Raw genomic sequence first — 17,111 nt, 5'->3', positions numbered from 1 at the left:
CAGTCTCCTTCAATTGCCGAACACGGCGTCGGGTGCCCAAAGTACAATGCTAGGCCAGATGATCAGCAGCGCGAGGCCGAAAAGCTGCAACACGACGAACGGCACGATGCCTCGGTAGATTGTACGAATGGTAATCTCGGGTGGGGCCACGCCTTTAATGTAGAACAGCGAATACCCGAAGGGCGGTGTCAGGAAACTGGTTTGCAAGTTGACGGCCACCAACATGGCGAACCACAAAAGCTGTTGCTCCTGTGAGATACCCAGACCGAAATCCAACCCAGCAACGATTGGCGCAAAGAGTGGCAGCACGATAAAGCTGATTTCAACCCACTCTAGGAAAAACCCCATTACAAAGATCACCAGCAACAGGATGCCCAGCGTGCCATAAGCACCTAGATCAAAGAACAGGATTCCGTTCTCGATCATCTTGTCGCCCTTCAGGCCCTTGAATACCATGCTAAAGATTGTGGCACCCACCAGCACTCCGAGGATCATGGCGGAGGTATTTCCAGTCTCACGGACACAACTAGACAGGGTTGGCATCGTCAGCTTGCGATTGATGGCGGCCAAGATCATTGCGCAGATTGCCCCAAGGCCGGCCGCTTCGGTTGGCGTCGCCATACCCGTAGCAATGGACCCAAGCACCGTCAGGATCAGTGCCAGAGGCGCAAACAAATCTCTTAGCAAGGCCAAGGCCAGCGATCCCTCGGCCCGTACGGAGGTAGAGACGGGTGCATAGGTTGGCTTGGTCAGCGCAATAAAGACGATGTATCCGATATAAAGCCCACCGAGCAATAAGCCGGGAATAATGGCACCGAGAAAGAGTTCGCCCACAGAAATCTGCAGAATGTCGCCCACCAGAACCAGCATGATCGACGGAGGGATCAGAATACCAAGCGTACCAGACGCGGCGATTACACCAACGGCCAGTTCAGGCTTGTATTTTTCCCGCAGCATAATCGGCAGGGCCAATGTGCTGAGCATGACAACCGACGCTCCGACAATGCCTGTGCTTGCGGCCATGATGATACCAAGAATTGCGACGGAAATCGCCAGCCCTCCGCGCTTACTTCCAAGCGCCCGTTCCAGCGAATAGAGCAGGTTCTGAGCCAGCCCAGACTTATCAAGCATCGCCCCCATGAAAACAAAGAGCGGCACCGCCAGCAAAAGCCAGTTCTCGATGACGCCCGCGAAGATGCGCGACACGCCAATCTTCAGGAAGGCAAACGGCAGCCCGCCGATGAAGGCAAACAAGATGCCAATACCGCCTAGGACAAAGGCCACCGGGTAGCCGCTGAAAATGCCAATGAGCAGACACAGAACCATCGACAGGGGAACGATATATTCAATCATCGGCTTTCCCGGATTGTTTGGTGAAAAGTGCGCGCAGGTCGCGTATGGTCAGGTTGATCCCGGCAAGCAGCATGAGACCGAAGCCAATGGGGATGAACGCCTTTATGAAAAAGCGGTCGTACATCCCGTCATAGTTCGATCCCTCGTCCATGTGGAAAGAGCGGACGGTAAAATCATAGCCGTGATAGGCCACGATCGCGCAAAGTGGAATGAGCAGAAACAGATGCCCGATCACATCCACGATGGCCTTATTCCGCGCGCTCATGTGCTGCCTAAGAAAATCCACCCGTACATGCGAGTCGGTGATAATTGCCCCCGCCATGGTCAGCATCAGCATGATCCCGAACAAGTGCCACAGAAGATCTCCGATGCTCGACAGTGTAAGCTTTGAGCCAAACAGGAAGACATCGCTGTCCCAACTAAAGATCGTTCCGACCTTGGCCATGGACAGCACAACACTGATCAAAACGAGCACGAGGATTGGAACGAGGATCCAAGCCGCAGCCCGGCCGATCCATAAGATTCCGTTCAGAACCATATGGACCGGGCCGACGCCAAGATCAGGATCACCAGGACGTGACTCCAAATCCTGAGCCATGGCCTTACTCAGCTGGCAGGGTCTGAAGTGCGGTCCAGCGGCCCGAAGACGCCACGAAGTCCTTCATCGAGCGGTAGGCTTCACCATAGAGTGGGTCTTTCTCGGCCTCGGCATTCAGGACGCGCTCAGTCACGACACGCAGTTCGGCCAGAACCTCGTCGGGGAAGGTTTTGACGATGGTACCACCGGCCTCAAATTCCTCGATCTGCGGGATCTGGGCGGATGGCGCATAGGCCAGGGTCCATTGCAGGCTGACCTGGCAGGCCGCTTCATACATGGCCTGTTCTGTTTCGCTCATGCCGTTCCAGACATCCATGTTGATCATCAGGATGTCGGCACTGCCCGGCTGATGCCAGCCCGGATAGTAGTAGTATTTCGCGATCTGGTTAAACCCCAGATCCTTGTCGATGATCGGAAGCGAAAACTCCGTGGCGTCGATCCGGCCACGTTCCAATGCCAGATAAATCTCTCCTGCGGGCAGATACTGGGCCGAGGCACCAAACTCGTTCAACACGCGTGCGCCGACGCCACTCATCCGCATCTTCAACCCATTGAAGTCCTCAACCGAGTTGATTTCCTTGTTGAACCAGCCGCCGGGCTCGGGGTTGGTGACATGGCAGGCCATGATCTTGATGTTGAGCGGGTCAAAGCCGCGCTGCACGATCTCCAGGCCCCCGCCCACATGCAACCAGGCTGCCAGAGCTTCGGGGCCCGCACCAAAGGGTGTCGCGCCGATTTGGGCAACAGGAACCTGTCCGCCCCACTGACCTAGGAAGCTCCACCCGGCCGGAATGGCACCCGAGCTGACGTTTTCAAGGATCTCCCCTGCCGGGACCAGTTCTCCAGCACCATAAAGCTGGAAGCCTGAATCTCCACCGCTCATATTTCTGAGGGTTTCATCCATCAACTTCGCGCTGTCAGCCAGGAATGTCAGGTCCTTGGGGATGTTCATGTGAACATCAAGGATGTCAGCTTGCGCCGTTGCGCCAAAAGCCATGGAACCAGCGACGAAAGCCGCAGTGAGTGTCGAGTTTTTCATTTTTTCCTCCCAGTTGGGCTGACCTGTGAACGCACCAACCGGTTGCAGATCACGAGCAGCAATGGAAATCTGATAATTGATTATTGATCAAAAATCAATTACTAGAAAATGAGAAATATTCTGGTGCTTTACGAGAACGTTGAGAGGGAGAAAGTGCAAGAGTGGAACAGCAGCTACAGGTCTGTTGGTGTTTCAGGCTGATTCGGTCTGGAAAAGCACCCGGACGAGCACCTCATAGGCATCAGAAAGATCTGCGATCAATGCTTCGGATGCCGCATCGGCATCGCCTTGGTGGATGCTCTGGACGATCTTGCGGTGGTGGATGTTGGAAATCTTATATTGATCCTCTTTCTCCAGTTGGTACAGATGCGGACTGACGCGAAGCCAGAGTGTATCTATCACCTCGGTCAAGGTCGGAGACCGAGATTGTTGGTAGAGCCGAAAGTGGAATTCGTAGTTGGTCTTGACGTACGCGGCGACTTCGCCCGATTGTTCTGTTTTCTCGAGACGCTCAAGCAAGGCGTCAAGCTCGGTCAGAAAGGCCTTGTCCCGGTTCTTGACCGCCCACCTGATGGCAAGAGATTCGATCTCAGTGCGGACGTTGCGCAGATCGGTCAACTCATCGTAGCCAAGCACCGGTACGCCCACGGACCTGCCCGACACATTAGACAGAACGCCAATTGCCATAAGCCGGGTCAATGCTTCGCGAACCGGCATTGCGCTGACGCCAAAGGCCTTGGCAACCTTCGAAACCGGCACAGCTTGCCCAGGCGTAAACTCTCCTTCACGCAAAAGCGTACACAGACGGTCGTAGACCTGATCGTGCAATTTGTCTTTTTGGATCGGCTGTTGGTTCTCGAACATGATACGCGTCTTTGCATTAAATCAGGACAGAAATCCAGAGTGCGTTTGCCGCACCGGGTGCTCTTTGCGTGCCTGATACACCTCAGATCGTCCGCTTTACACTTATCCGCAACATCCAAAAGGAACGTATAGTGAACAGGAAATCAGACAGAAGAATCTCGTCAAGGATCAAAGACTTTCGCACACTCGAACCCGATGCGCGATTAGAAGCCGTAACGCACGCGGCAGGGATTGAAGCATTTTCTGCCATTGCCTTGTCGGGACAAACCGTTCTCGGGCTCGATATTGCGAACGGGATGATCGAAAACGTGATCGGTACGTTCGAATTGCCCTTGGGCGTTGCAACCAATTTCACGGTCAACGGGCGCGACTACCTCGTGCCAATGGCGGTGGAGGAACCCTCTGTTGTTGCGGCAGCATCCTACATGGCCCGGATCGCCCGCGCTGGCGGTGGCTTCAACGCCACTTCGAGCGAACCGATCATGCGGGCGCAAATTCAGATTCTCGGAGTCCGCGATCCTCACGCTGCACAGGAAAGTCTGATGGCCGAACGTGACAAAATTCTGGACAAGGCGAATGCAAAGGACGCTGTTCTTGTCGATCTTGGCGGCGGATGCCGGGATATCGAGGTGCATGTGTTCCCAGAAACCCCCATCGGAGCGATGGTGGTCCTGCACCTTTTGGTGGATGTGCGTGACGCAATGGGGGCAAACACGGTCAACACCATGGCCGAGGCGCTTGCGCCTTTTGTCGAAGAGATCACAGGCGGAACCGTGCGCCTGCGTATCCTGTCCAACCTTGCCGATCGACGCCTTGTGAGGGCCAGCGTGCGGGTGCCAACTGACGCTCTGACAACCGATTCTCTAAAGGGAGCTGACGTGGCGCAGGGCATCGTCGAGGCCTGCGCCCTCGCGCTTGTCGACCCGTACCGCGCCGCGACCCACAACAAGGGGATCATGAACGGAATCGACCCCGTTGTGTTGGCCACTGGCAACGATTGGCGTGCCATCGAGGCCGGTGCCCACGCGTTTGCGGCCCGCTCCGGGCGCTACACATCGCTCACGACGTGGGAAATCGCAAATGATGGGGCGCTTGCCGGGACGCTGGAAATGCCGATGGCGCTTGGTATCGTTGGCGGTGCGACGCGTACACACCCGGCGGCCCGCGCGGCGCTTGACCTGTTGGCGGTTTCCACCGCGAAGGAGCTTGCCGAAGTCGTGGCCGCCGTCGGATTGGCACAGAACATGGCCGCACTAAGGGCTCTTGCCACCGAAGGCATTCAGCAGGGGCACATGAAATTGCACGCCCGAAACATCGCAATTACTGCCGGGATCACAGGCACTGATATCGACCGCGTAGCAAACGCTCTTGCAGCCGACGGCGACGTCAGTGTCACCAAAGCGAAAACATTGATCGAGAGGTTGAAACCATCGTGACTTTCTTTTGCCTTCAGCACGTCCGGAACGCCACAAAAAACCCGACCTTTCAGGCCCTGAAACATACCTGCCAAGCCTGTCCGTCAAAAATGAAGTGCTGCCCCAATGCTGATGCACGCAAGATCCCCCGCGAAGAACATGAAGACGCCCGCCAAGTCGCCCGAGATATCGCTAAGACCAAACAATACGCCATCTCAATGCGGCTCAGAAAGAAGGTCGAGATGCTCTTCGCGCACCTCAAACGCATCCTCGGCTTGGGACGGCTCCGATTACGCGGTCCTTGCGGTGCAAATGATGAATTCCTACTTGCAGCCACTGCCCAAAACCTCCGCAAATTGGCAAAGATCTTTCCTGCACCGCAGCAAACGCGCAAAGCCTGATAAGAAAGGCACTCGCCCTCAGTTTTGAGACGCATTTTCTGCGCCAGCAACACGTTGTTTTTCAACAGAATCGGCGGATAGCAGCCGTTCGCTGCGGTCTGCATAGAGGTCTACTATTGGGACGAAGCTGCCGTAAGGAACGCGTTGCTCCTTGGCGGGCGTGGACTTTGGGAAGTTGCTGGACAGATGTCTTTTCGCACCGCAGGCTTGGCGGACAACATCAATTTCCAATGCTATTCCCAGAAAGGAATTCGCAATGACCGAAGTGACCTTCGATCTGCTGGGCAAGACCCGCGAACTGGTCTCACCGTTACTTGATTCAACGCAGTGGAATGGGTTTGAATTTCGCGATGGCGACGTCGTCGTAAATACCTATGGCAAGAGTGGTACAACATGGACTCAGGCCATTCTGGTGCAACTCCTCCACGGCGCCCCCGAAGCACCGCGCGTGAACAACATCTGCCGCTGGATCGACTGCGGTTTCGGTCAGGAAGGTCGTCTGGAGGCGATTGCGGCGCAGAAGCATCGTCGCATTCTTAAATCTCACCTGCCGCTTGACGCGATGGGGATTTCACCGACGGCCAAATACATCCACGTGTCGCGCGACGGACGAGACGTTGCCTGCAGTACTCACAATCATCTCTTCAATTCCGTGGATGGCTTCTACGACATGCTCAACAGCAGCCCGAATGCCGCGGGCCTGCCGCTCGAACGTCCCACAGACGACCTTCGGGCAAATTTCCACGACTGGGTGGAGACGAGCGCCTTCATGGGTGCAGAATTCTTCGATGTGACGCGCGGCTGGTGGGACGTGCGTGACCTTCCGAACGTGTACCTGTTGCATTATCAGAATCTGAAAGACGATCTTCCAGGACAAGTGAGGCGTCTGGCAGATTTCCTGGATATCGAACTCGACGCAGATCTGTTGGGCAAGGTGCTCGAGCATGTGAGTTTCGACCACATGAAGAAGCACGCAGAAACAATGTTCCCGGATCTTCCTTTGAAGCGCGGCGGTAGCGACTTCATCAACAAGGGTACCAATGGTCGCTGGCGCGACATCCTGACTGCTCAGGACATCGCGAAGTACGAGGCAAGAGCTCTCGCCGAATTGGGCGAGGACTGCGCACATTGGGTCGCCACCGGCGAAATGCGGTAAGGCATCGGACTATGTGCCTCTCATGACGGCTTCGGGCTCGGAGCTGCCTTCCGCAATGCAGCGTATCCTTATTGTCTCAGACCATTCCGACCGACTAGGACGGCCCGAAGCTGACAACGTCACAAAGGGCGAATTCTGTTGAAAAACTCTTCCTTGATCGGCGTCGCATTCGCTGATTCAATTCCTTTAGGGATTGGGGGATTTTGCGATGATGGGACTGAAACAGGAAGCACAGGCGGCGCTGTTCTATGAGTTCTCGCTGGAGGATCAGCGATATGCGTCTGCGCTATGATCTGGTCAAGAGCGGTATCAGCTGGGGGTCCATGCCCCGCCCCATGGTAGAAGCCAATCTTTCTCGCGGTGACCTCGTTGAACTCCGGCCCGCGCAATGGGACTCCTCCAATACCATGCCCCGCTTCAAGACCGTTGTAGCCAAACGCAAAGGCAAGGCACTAGGGCCCGCCGGCAGTTTTCTTATGGCTACCCTGATGCACGGGTCTGGTTCCAACGATTGAAACAGCAAATCCGGCATGTAGACGTCGATGAGGCACTGGCTTGGCGCTTTATGATAGACCTGTGGCAGTTCTGGAAAGACACTTCGTTTGGGCTTGTTCACCGATCCTGTTTGGATTTGAAGTGCTTGATACATGACAGCATCGCCTGCACCTTTTCCGTGCGATGCAGGTCAACGTGGGTGATCAGCCACCCCGTAACGGTCCAATCCGCAGTGGCCGGCAAGATCACGCGCAGGTTATCACGCTTCTGGGCTTCTGCGTCGCTGAGAAAACCCAAGCCAATGCCTGAATAGACAGCCCTTTCGATAACCCCGACATCGCGGGACGACAGGGCGACCGCTCTTGGATTGACGTTGTCCTGAATCCACGCGCCAAATGGAAGACGCTCCAGTGGGAAATCAGGCAAGACGAACGCGTGGCCTTCAAAGCTATTATGGATTCCGGCTGGCCCGTACCGCGTCAGATAGCTGTCGTGGGCATAGAGGTTGAACGTGATCTCGCCAAAATGTGTGACCACGTAGTCGGGATGATCCGGTTTGTTGCCTGCCCGAAGGGCGATATGGGCCTCTCCATATTCGAGGCGGGCCAAATCCTCGGTCACATCGATCCGGACAGCGCATTGCGGATTTTCGATACGAAATTTCTGGATTGCCTCCATTAGAAATCCCGCAAAAGGCGCAAGAAGCGTGAGTTTGATTTCACCGTCTATCTGGCCGCTGCCGCCTTTGACGCGGCCTGCCAGATCTTCGATCATTTCATCGGCCTTCTGGGCGACCCGAAGCACTTCTTCGCCAGCCTCGGTCAACGTATAGCCCCGTGCGTGGCGCAGAAAGATCTTGGTACCGATCGCCGCTTCCAGCGCATCAATATGGCGGTTTACGGTTGCGCGGTGTAGCTGCAGCGCCTCGGCGGCCGCGCTCACAGTTCCAAGGCGTGCCACGTGATAAGCCGTGCGCAATTCCGTCCATTTATCCAAATCACCACCTGTACAATCTTCGCGCATATAATGACTGAAATCGCGCATTGATTGCGAATTTGCGGCGCTTTAGATCGGATATCAAGCAAAATGACATTCTAGGAGTCTTCAATGAAATATGTCTCGCTCGGCCTTCGCGGCCTTCTGACGCTCGCGTTTGTAGCCGCAGGTGGTGCAAAACTAGTTGGCGTTGAAATGATGGTTGGTACCTTTGATGCAATCGGCGTGGGCCAGTGGTTTCGCTATCTGACCGGCGCGCTGGAATTTGGCGCCGCAATCCTTCTGTGGTTGCCCGGCAGACAGGTACTGGCCGCAGCGCTTCTTGGCGCAACGATGGTCGGTGCGGTTTTGGCCCATCTGTTCATCCTCGGGCCGTCGGCTGTTCCTGCGGTGATCCTTGGCCTCATCTGTACCGCCGTGATCTACCTGCACCGTGACCAGATCGCTGATCCCTTGGGCCGTGCTACCGCCTGATCTGCTTTTCGCAAGGGCCGCGTGCAAACATTGCGCGCGGCCCAATTCCTATTCCGAACACTTGGACCAGACATGGAAATCGGTATCGACAGCTTTGCAGCTTTCTTGCCCGAAATGCAGGACCGGACGGGTTTAGGGGCCGCTCAGGCTTTGTTGCACAAATCGGCTCCACCAAGGATTCACCTCATGAATCCAGCGTGATAGCTGGCGGCCATGAGCAGCTGGACACCTACGAAGTACAAGACCCGGAACTGGGCAGAGTATAACCTTTCACTGAAGCAACGGGGATCGCTCGCGATCTGGTTTGATCCAGAGATGGTGTGGGAAGCTGCGCCATCTGGGCGAAGAGGCCGTCAACAAGCCTATAGCAACGCAGCGATACAGGCCTGCCTGACGCTCAAAGTGTTGTTCGGCTTGCCGTTGAGGCAGACGGCAGGTTTTGTGGCCAGTTTGCTCAAGCTTGTCGGGTTGGACTGGTCTGTTCCGGACTACAGCACCTTGTGCCGGCGACAACGAACGCTGTCCGTTGCAATCCCCTATAAGGGCTCAGCAGGGCCGTTGCACCTTCTGATGGATAGCACTGGCATCAAAGCTGAGGGTGAAGGGGAGTGGAACGCGCGCAAGCATGGCGGCTCCAGGCGCCGCCTGTGGCGCAAGATTCATATTGGTATAGATGAGGAAACGCTGGAGATACGGGCGTCGAAGTCACCAGCAGCAGCATTGGAGATGCTCCTATGCTTCCCGACCTACTCAACCAAATCCCACCAGACCAGGAGCTTGGCAGCGTGACTGCCGACGGTGCTTACGATACGCGCAAATGCCATGATGCGATTGCGGCGCGTGATGCACATGCTGTCATACCACCTCGCAAGAACGCCAAAATGTGGAAGCCGGATACACCTGGAGCCAGGGCGCGAAATGAAGCGGTTCGCTCCTCAAAGTACCTGGGTCGCGCCCTGTGGCGGCGGTGGAGCGGATATCACCGCCGCAGCCGTGTCGAAACGAAGATGCATTGTGTGAAGCTACTAGGTCAGCGCCTCTTGGCGCGCGACTTCGATCGGCAGGTTGCGGAACTCCAAATCCGCGCAGCCATCCTAAACGGCTTCACAGCTCTTGGCATACCTCGTACCGTGGCCCTAGGCTAAATCCGTCCGGGGTAAGGGGAAGCTCGTCCTCAGCCCATTTGTGCAACAAAGCCTGCAACACCCTCAAGATCGACAAACACCAGATCGTGGTTGGCACCCGCCGCCTCCAGTGTATCTAGGATGACCCCGGCAATAAACAGCTAGTCGAGATCGGATTGATGCTTGGGTTTCAGGTAAGCTTGAGTGGTTCACGATGACCGAGCATTCCAAGGATTGAACGGGCTGGCACAAGACCTCAAACCACGATGCGCTTTGAGGCTCGGTGTTAAGACGAAACCTATCTGCAGGAGTTGCAGCCAGTTGACACGGCTCAACAGATCCAAAATGCCTGAGGGCAATTCGATGGCCAATCACCATAGCTCGTTTCACCCACTTGCGTATTTCCCAAGTGACAGAGCCCTGTCAGAGCCTTCACACTCGATTTTTAGCGCCTTGTTTTCTTGACGCAGGGCCTGTTTGATTGGGTACCTCAAGATCGGACCCAATAATGGACTGAGTGGACCTTCAATTTGGATGCTCGTGTAGCACTCTGTAACGTCTTTCACGGGAGATAGATGGTGCTTTGCGCGCATCCGCAATAGACGTCCCGATGTCTCCCACACAAAGCTGACTTTTGGTGAGAATTCCACGACTCGCCAAAGCGTTTTTGGTTGCGCTGGCTGCTTAATAACGGCTTTACTTCCGACACCGAACGGACCCTCACTCACCACTTGTGCGTGCCGAATGGTTGGCACCCAGTTCGGCCAGCCGTTGATATCTATGGTGATTGCCCAGACTAGATCTGCCGGACAAGAGATGTGTATTCTATCTTCGATCAGCATTGTAAACGGTCCCTTCGAATGTGCATCAAACTGGCTCAGCCTGAAAACGCGTGACCGCGGGCGTTTGTTGCAGCTGTTTGGCAAGCAACACAGCATCACCCTGAGTGTATTTCAACGTCGGATGTGGCACGAGGGGCCGCCGTTTGACTTCAACAAAGGAACGCCTGCGATAAAGCGTCATCGCCCTGTCATTTTGCTCAAAACAGATAAGAGAGATATGGTCGTTGGTCGCTGCCGCGTCTTCGACTTGGTCCAACAGTAAGGTTCCGATCCCCCGACCACGATATTCTTCCTGGACGGCGATACCAGAAACATACACTGAACCGGGCACCTCAAGATCTGCGTAGGGTTTCAGGATCGGGTCATCCTCAACAGCGCGATCCCCGATTGGCATTGGAAACGCGTGTATCATGCCAACGACATTGCCCGACACCTTGGCCACCCAACAATTCTCATATGAAAAGGCTGTGCCTGACCGTGCGTATCGATTTGCGCCGTGTTCAAGCAAGTCGGTTCCAGACGGTTTGTCGCGCGACCAGACGTATGCGGCAAGCCCGTCTGACGAGATCAGGAATAACCTGGCTATGGCCTCTGCGTCATCACGCACTGCATGCCTGATTTGAACCGCTTTCGGATTGTTTTCGTTATGAATATGCATCTTTTTGCTATCCTTGGATTACTTCAGGGGGGAACCGCAGCCGACATCAGATCTTTTTTGTGTCGGCTCTGGAAATCGCGTTTCGAAGAAAACGATGTTTGCCTAGATGGCTTCGTTCTTCTCGTGTCAGATGGTCAAGGCCCACGTCGCGCAAGAGATACTCCGGCAACTCATCAAGGCGACGCAGCTGCCGGGCACGCGCCCGCCAAGACGACCAATTCGCTAACAACCGCCGGAGCGTCCACTGTCTGGAGAAACTGAAAGAGAAAACGGAAGTTGTCATTGAGATGCTCCTTTTGTTGCAGTCCGGCGAGCGGTAGCGGTTAATCTTGTGGAATTAATCAACCGGGCTCCGAGAGAGTTGCGCGTCCCAGCCAGGTTTTGGGGCATGGCGCTATGCGCAGATTCGGCCGGTTGCCGGTCATTGGTGATCGCTTTCGCGATTTTGTCTGCTGTCTCGCCCGCCGCATGAAAGAAACCGGCGAGACCGGGCGTAAATCCAGTGAACCAAAGTCCCGGATTGTCAGGGTCAGGTTGGCCCATCGGATGGAGGGGACGCCCATTGTGATCCAGCGCACCGAGATCCCTGAACAGCGGTTTCAGTCCGGTTTCGTAACCAGTCGCGCAGATCACAACGTCTGGATCGATACGCCTTCCGTTGGCCAGCTCTACGCGTGTGTCATCAAAGCCGACTGTTTCGGGAACAGCCTCGAACCGCCCGGTTTTCAAGGCCGCGACAAAGCCATCATCCAAGGCGAATGTTACGCCCTCTTGCCGCATTCGCGTTGCGCCACCCGTGCGGTGACGACGCAGACCAAAGCGCCTGAGATTTCCGAATGACAACCATTGCAATGCAACAAAAGACGGGTCCAAAGACCACTTTGGCAGATACGTGAACAGTTTGGCGAGGCGGTGCAGTGGAAAGCCTAAGATTAGCTTGGGCAAAATTGAGGGGCCGTGCCTGACAGACACCCAGACCTTGGCCGGGTTGATGCGCGCCAGATGGCTCAGTACGTCTGTTCCAGAGTTTCCTGCACCAACAACAAGGACTTTGCGACCTTCATATTGGGTCACATCGCCAAAATCGGCAGTATGGATGACCGGACGACCATAGCGCTCCATGCCAGGCCAAATCGGAATCGTCGGTATGCTCTCGCGTCCCGTCGCAACGACAAGATGCGCACAGCTCAGTTCGCCCTTATTGGTTTGAACATGCCAGCCATCACCATGGCGTTCAACACTCAAAACCCGAGTGCCGAACCTGATTTCAGCGTCCAGCGCCTTTGCGTAGTCTTCCAGGTATCCCACGACGGTGTCGCGGCGCACATAGGTCCCATCATTGCGGGTCATCGGCGCTCCGGGAAGTTGTGCGAAATGCCGATGGATGTTCAGCCGCAATTGCGGATGTCTCTTGCGCCAAGGATCTGCGACCCTGTCGGAGGCTTCCAGAATGGTGACGGGGATGTTCCTGTCACGCAGTGCCCGTGCTGCCGCGAGACCAGAAAGACCGGCCCCGATCACAATTGTATCGTTCATATTCGGGTATTCCATGGGTTAGGTCCTTCAAATTCGGCGTGAAATTCAACGCCGGGCGATGAAATATGCGTTGGTTGGATCATGCGGCAGGCGGTGCGTCGCAATCTGACCGAAGCCCGCAATCGCAAGCATCTCTTGTGCGGTTTCAACGCCCCACATGGCTCCGAGACCGGGTCCGCCTTGTCCGATCGAAACCGGCGTGCAGTGCATCAGCGAGATGGTGTAGAGCAAAGGCGCAAGCGGATTTTCGATGTTTGCGGCTAGATCGCGCGATCCGCCGATGTCCTGCATCAGGAAAACGCCGTCATCCGCCAGGGACCCGTACACCAGATCGAGCAGCCCTTGCGGGTCTTTCTGATCGTGGACGGCGTCGAATGCCGTGACCAGGTCGAAGCTGCCAAGCGATTTGATCTCTGACAAATCCTGCACGCGAAACGAAAGATTGTTCAGGTCGCGCTTGGCAGCGGCGATCTGCGTTTCTGCAAATGCATCGGCACAAAGGTCAACGCCCACAAAACGACTGGCAGGAAAAGCCTCGGCCAATCTGAACATGGCCCGACCGGCACCGCAGCCAACGTCAAGTACGTCAATCCCATGTTCCAGTCGCTCGATCAGTTCCGGCGCCAATGGCAAGATGTGATCGATCAGGGCTGCGACAACCGTTTGGCCGCTGTCCTCAGCCATCACCTCGTGAAACCGCCCATAGTGATGGTAATGGGTGCCGCCGCCATCCCTGAAACGTGCCAGCATTTCCTCCTCAACAGAGGCAACAACGCCAATGAACTGCGTAGTGACAGCGAGGTTGTTCGGACTTGCGTCGCGGGTCAGGAATGCCGCGTGCTCAGGCGGCAGCGTGTAGACGCCTGTTTTCGGGTCATAGAGAACGACACCCGAAGTCACCATGACACCCAGCCATTCGCGCACATAACGTTCTGCCAGCCCGGCCTGTTCGGCCAATTTCTCAGAGGTGCAGCCGGGCATCCCTGCCAACGTATCGAACAGCGCGGTCCGGTGGCCAATCGACGTCATTAAAACTACGGCAGCCGCGCTGAGTGCGTCGACCAGCCGATCTGCAAAGGCCTCGGCTTTGACCTCGTCGAAGGGCGTGATTTCTGTATGTTCATTCATATTGTTTCTCCAGATTGCGACTGACGGGTGCCGTCGTTCCAGGAGGTATTGTCGCACTGCGTTGAGTCGTGATATGCGGAAAAGTGTGTAAAACGGTTAAAATCGGACACACCAATGAGCGATTCGACATCTACCTACCGGACGGCGGTGCTCGCGATGCCCTGTGTGGGCACATCGACCGTTTTCGGTATTCTCGATGTCATGGCATCAGTCGGACGAGACTGGGAGATGCTCCACGGCGATCAACCAAAACCACCGGTATTTGAGGCATCGCTCTTATCCTTGGATGGACAGCCTTATTCGGACGTCAATGGCCGTAAGGTTACGCCCGATGGCGCGCTGCATGATTTTGGTCAGCCTGATCTAATCATCGTGCCTGACCTGCACCTGGATCCGAATGCACCTCCACCTCGCGAATTCGACGAATTTGCACCCTGGATTGTCAACGCGCATGAGAACGGCGCAATGATTGCGTCCGTCTGTTCAGGCTCGCTTCTCCTTGCCGAAACCGGCGTTTTGAATGGGCTGGATGCAACATCGCACTGGGGATACTGCGATGTCATTGCGCGGCGATTTCCTGAGATAAGGCTGAGGCGTGAACGGATATTGGTCCCGGCAGGTGAAGGGCACCGAATCATAACGGCTGGCGGCGCGTCAGCTTGGGGTGATCTCATGCTTTACCTCATTGGCCGACTCGCAGGGGAGAAGGAAGCCCGGAAAATGGCCAAGGTCTATCTTCTTCAGCCGCATACCGAGGGGCAGTTGCACTACGCGTCATTGGTCGCAGGACGGCAGCACAACGATGCAATTGTCGCGGAGGCGCAGGCGTGGGCGGTTGATAATTACGCTAGCTCAGCACCCGTTGCCGCAATGGCCAAACATTGTAGGCTAACAGAGCGCAGCCTGCTGCGCCGTTTCAAGAAGGCGACGGGGCAGACACCCGCAGAATATATTCAAACTCTGAGAATCGAAGAGGCCAAGCAGATGCTGGAAACTTCAGCGACACCCATTGACGAGATCGCCGAAGATGTCGGCTACATCGAAACATCGAGCTTTCGACACGCCTTCCGAAAAAGGGTCGGGATGTCTGCTTCCTCATATCGTAAAAAGTGGTCCACGAGCGCGCCAGGCGCAGCTACTTGATCGAATGCTCTTGGTCGCATTGGTAAGGGTTTTTTGTCGTGCCGCCGCGGTCGCCCGAACAATGCGAGGCACTCGGCAAGTCGAGCTCGAAGCTTTCCTTAACATGAGCAGCAGAGCACAACATACTAGTCTCAGTTCTCTTAGCGGCTCACGCAACGCCTCATAGCCAGACTTTCGCGCACGCGCAGCGAAGGCTCACTAAGTCCCGCGACTTGATCCTTGCTCGCGCTATTTGCGCTGCGGTAGGAATGAATGACCTGTTTCGCCGCCGCACGGCAGCGTCCGTAACCGAGCACTTGCAGCGATTTTCATGCCGCGTGCGCGCGCAGCGAAAAAATTGAATTCACAGGTTGGGCTCTTCGGTAGCCTTCGCTGCGTGTTGCACGGGTGACTGCTTCGGAATTTTCCGACTTTCGCTGCACGCTACATGAATTGGTAAGATGCGGACGAAGCATGGGTAATCGGGCTGACCAGATTGATGGGTCAGGTTCTTGATAGAGTTGCAGGATGTATCTGCAATTTGAGGAGAACGAGATGGATTACTTTGTTGGTTTGGACGTGTCGCTGCGGTCAGTCGCTGTCTGCGTGATCGATGGAGGTGGCCGAACGGTTCTTGAGCGCTCGGTTGCGTGTGAGATCGATGACATCAGCGGCTGTCTGGCAAGCCTTACTGCAAGTGAACTTCAGATTGGGTTCGAAGCTGGTGCGATGAGCCAGCACCTATACTTTGGATTGCAGGGCGCTGGCTTTGACGTTGTTTGTATGGAGGCACGGCAGGTGAACGCGGCGTTGTCGGCCATGCGCAACAGGACCGATAAGACGGATGCGCGCGGGATTGCCAATGTGCTTCGGTCTGGATGGTTCAATCCCGTCCATATGAAGAGCCGGGAGGCACACGCCATTCGTGCGCTGTTGAGCAGCCGCAAAGCGGTTCAGCGTAAGTGCATTGATCTGGCGAACGAGATACGTGGATTGTTCCGGGTCTTTGGCCTGCGCCTGCCATCGGGTATCGACCAGGCCTCCTTTGACGAGCAGGTGCGGCCTATTATCCAGGCGGACACAGATTTGTCGCATGCGCTGTTACCACTCTTGGATGCCCGAGCAGTTCTCTTCACCGCATATCGAGAATTGGACAGACGCGTAAAACGCGCCGCCAACCATGATGAGACTTGCCTACGCTTCATGGCGATCCCCGGCGTGGGGCCGATTGCTGCCCTGACCTTCAAAGCGGCGGTGGATGACCCCAAGCGCTTCACAAGCTCAAGAACGGTCGCTGCACACTTCGGCCTGACACCGAGGCGCTACCAGTCCGGGGAGATGGACAACCCCGGTCGTATCTCAAAAGCTGGTGATGCGGACGTTCGGTCCGCCCTCTACGCAGCGGCAAATGCAATGATGATGCGGTCCGTTGCTAGCTCAGAGATAAAGAGTTGGGGTCTTCGGTTGATGCGCCGAAAAGGCCGCCGCAGAGCTGTCGTTGCAGTCGCCCGCAAGCTGGCTGTCATCATGCACCGCATGTGGGCGGACAACACCGAGTTTCGTCAAAGACCTTTGGAGGGTGCCGCATGAACTGAACCTTCAAAGATCAATGACGGGATCGTCCCTCACCGGACGAGGTTAGCGGATGACGCCGAAAATGGCTGCTGCGCCACTCGAAGCGCGAGACTAAGCTGGGCGCTCCGCGACCGATCCGACACATGCATGCAGCGGTCCAACCGAACCGGGCCAACAATGACTGCGAAGAGAAGCTTGACCCGGATGAAGGACCTGATCCCAAAGAACGGAAACGAAACGATGAAATAAACTTGACCCAAACGCCCGATTAGAGAAGCTGCCGTTCGTTGAGCCGTCACCGATGTCCACTTAAAAAAGGTTCAGGATTATTGTTT

17 protein-coding genes and 2 pseudogenes are annotated in these 17,111 nt (G+C 55.8%); 8 read left to right on the top strand and 11 right to left on the bottom strand.

Features of this window, described 5'->3' with window-relative positions:
• Nucleotides 1-9 precede the first annotated feature (9 nt).
• From C8N45_RS21205 to C8N45_RS21190, 4 genes are all read right to left on the bottom strand, one after another.
• Nucleotides 10-1,353 (bottom strand): TRAP transporter large permease, encoded by a 1,344-nt coding sequence (locus C8N45_RS21205; protein WP_108388748.1) that lies wholly within the window; start codon nt 1,351-1,353, stop codon nt 10-12.
• On the bottom strand, nt 1,346-1,951 hold the full coding sequence (locus tag C8N45_RS21200) for a TRAP transporter small permease subunit (RefSeq protein ID WP_108388746.1): 606 nt from the start codon (nt 1,949-1,951) through the stop codon (nt 1,346-1,348). The genes C8N45_RS21205 and C8N45_RS21200 overlap by 8 nt, the downstream gene beginning before the upstream one ends.
• Before the next feature lie 4 nt (nt 1,952-1,955).
• Complete coding sequence (locus C8N45_RS21195) at nt 1,956-2,990, bottom strand: TRAP transporter substrate-binding protein (protein ID WP_108388744.1); 1,035 nt, start codon at nt 2,988-2,990, stop codon at nt 1,956-1,958.
• 192 nt (nt 2,991-3,182) lie between these two features.
• Complete coding sequence (locus C8N45_RS21190) at nt 3,183-3,854, bottom strand: GntR family transcriptional regulator (RefSeq protein ID WP_108388742.1); 672 nt, start codon at nt 3,852-3,854, stop codon at nt 3,183-3,185.
• A 131-nt stretch (nt 3,855-3,985) separates the two neighbouring features.
• Here C8N45_RS21190 and C8N45_RS21185 point away from each other — a divergent pair, with 131 nt between their 5' ends.
• Nucleotides 3,986-5,290 (top strand): hydroxymethylglutaryl-CoA reductase, degradative, encoded by a 1,305-nt coding sequence (locus tag C8N45_RS21185; RefSeq protein WP_245882791.1) that lies wholly within the window; start codon nt 3,986-3,988, stop codon nt 5,288-5,290.
• Between the two features lie 47 nt (nt 5,291-5,337).
• Nucleotides 5,338-5,670: pseudogene (locus C8N45_RS21180) on the top strand (transposase); the annotation flags it as partial.
• An 18-nt stretch (nt 5,671-5,688) separates the two neighbouring features.
• Here the strand turns inward: C8N45_RS21180 and C8N45_RS21175 are convergent.
• Nucleotides 5,689-5,901 carry a hypothetical protein gene (locus C8N45_RS21175; protein ID WP_108388740.1) on the bottom strand — a complete coding sequence of 71 codons (213 nt, stop codon included), beginning with the start codon at nt 5,899-5,901 and terminating at the stop codon, nt 5,689-5,691.
• Nucleotides 5,902-5,926: 25 nt separating this feature from the next.
• On the opposite strand from C8N45_RS21175, the gene C8N45_RS21170 reads away from it, so the two are divergent.
• Nucleotides 5,927-6,826, top strand: a complete 900-nt coding sequence (locus C8N45_RS21170) for a sulfotransferase domain-containing protein (protein ID WP_108388738.1) — start codon at nt 5,927-5,929, stop codon at nt 6,824-6,826.
• Between the two features lie 248 nt (nt 6,827-7,074).
• Nucleotides 7,075-7,341: a type 2 periplasmic-binding domain-containing protein gene (locus C8N45_RS21165; protein WP_133176029.1), complete on the top strand. Its 267-nt coding sequence runs from the start codon at nt 7,075-7,077 to the stop codon at nt 7,339-7,341.
• Between the two features lie 97 nt (nt 7,342-7,438).
• Here the strand turns inward: C8N45_RS21165 and C8N45_RS21160 are convergent, their stop codons facing one another.
• Complete coding sequence (locus C8N45_RS21160; RefSeq protein ID WP_108388782.1) at nt 7,439-8,317, bottom strand: LysR family transcriptional regulator; 879 nt, start codon at nt 8,315-8,317, stop codon at nt 7,439-7,441.
• A 111-nt stretch (nt 8,318-8,428) separates the two neighbouring features.
• Between C8N45_RS21160 and C8N45_RS21155 the strand changes: the two genes are divergently transcribed.
• Together C8N45_RS21155 and C8N45_RS21150 are read left to right on the top strand one after the other, a co-directional pair.
• Complete coding sequence (locus C8N45_RS21155) at nt 8,429-8,791, top strand: DoxX family protein (protein ID WP_108388734.1); 363 nt, start codon at nt 8,429-8,431, stop codon at nt 8,789-8,791.
• Between the two features lie 213 nt (nt 8,792-9,004).
• A pseudogene (locus C8N45_RS21150) lies at nt 9,005-9,936 on the top strand (IS5 family transposase).
• A gap of 365 nt (nt 9,937-10,301) precedes the next feature.
• Here C8N45_RS21150 and C8N45_RS24185 read toward each other — a convergent pair.
• The 5 genes from C8N45_RS24185 to C8N45_RS21125 are packed head-to-tail and all read right to left on the bottom strand — an operon-like array spanning nt 10,302 to nt 14,079.
• Entirely contained in the window at nt 10,302-10,757 is a 456-nt protein-coding gene (locus C8N45_RS24185) for an SRPBCC family protein (protein WP_168769551.1), read from the bottom strand.
• Between the two features lie 25 nt (nt 10,758-10,782).
• Complete coding sequence (locus C8N45_RS21140) at nt 10,783-11,415, bottom strand: GNAT family N-acetyltransferase (RefSeq protein ID WP_108388730.1); 633 nt, start codon at nt 11,413-11,415, stop codon at nt 10,783-10,785.
• Between the two features lie 46 nt (nt 11,416-11,461).
• Complete coding sequence (locus C8N45_RS24180; protein ID WP_108388728.1) at nt 11,462-11,698, bottom strand: YjiS-like domain-containing protein; 237 nt, start codon at nt 11,696-11,698, stop codon at nt 11,462-11,464.
• Nucleotides 11,695-12,966 (bottom strand): flavin-containing monooxygenase, encoded by a 1,272-nt coding sequence (locus C8N45_RS21130; protein ID WP_108388725.1) that lies wholly within the window; start codon nt 12,964-12,966, stop codon nt 11,695-11,697. The genes C8N45_RS24180 and C8N45_RS21130 overlap by 4 nt, the downstream gene beginning before the upstream one ends.
• Nucleotides 12,967-12,996: 30 nt before the next feature.
• Entirely contained in the window at nt 12,997-14,079 is a 1,083-nt protein-coding gene (locus C8N45_RS21125; RefSeq protein WP_108388723.1) for a class I SAM-dependent methyltransferase, read from the bottom strand.
• Nucleotides 14,080-14,193: 114 nt separating this feature from the next.
• Here C8N45_RS21125 and C8N45_RS21120 point away from each other — a divergent pair, with 114 nt between their 5' ends.
• Together C8N45_RS21120 and C8N45_RS21115 are read left to right on the top strand one after the other, a co-directional pair.
• On the top strand, nt 14,194-15,222 hold the full coding sequence (locus tag C8N45_RS21120) for a GlxA family transcriptional regulator (RefSeq protein WP_108388721.1): 1,029 nt from the start codon (nt 14,194-14,196) through the stop codon (nt 15,220-15,222).
• Between the two features lie 534 nt (nt 15,223-15,756).
• Entirely contained in the window at nt 15,757-16,791 is a 1,035-nt protein-coding gene (locus tag C8N45_RS21115; protein ID WP_108388780.1) for an IS110 family RNA-guided transposase, read from the top strand.
• Nucleotides 16,792-17,111 lie beyond the last annotated feature (320 nt).

It is taken from the genome of Yoonia sediminilitoris (assembly GCF_003058085.1).
GTDB lineage: Bacteria > Pseudomonadota > Alphaproteobacteria > Rhodobacterales > Rhodobacteraceae > Yoonia > Yoonia sediminilitoris.
Note: the sequence above shows the minus strand (reverse complement) of the source record. Positions and strands in the feature narration are given on the sequence as shown.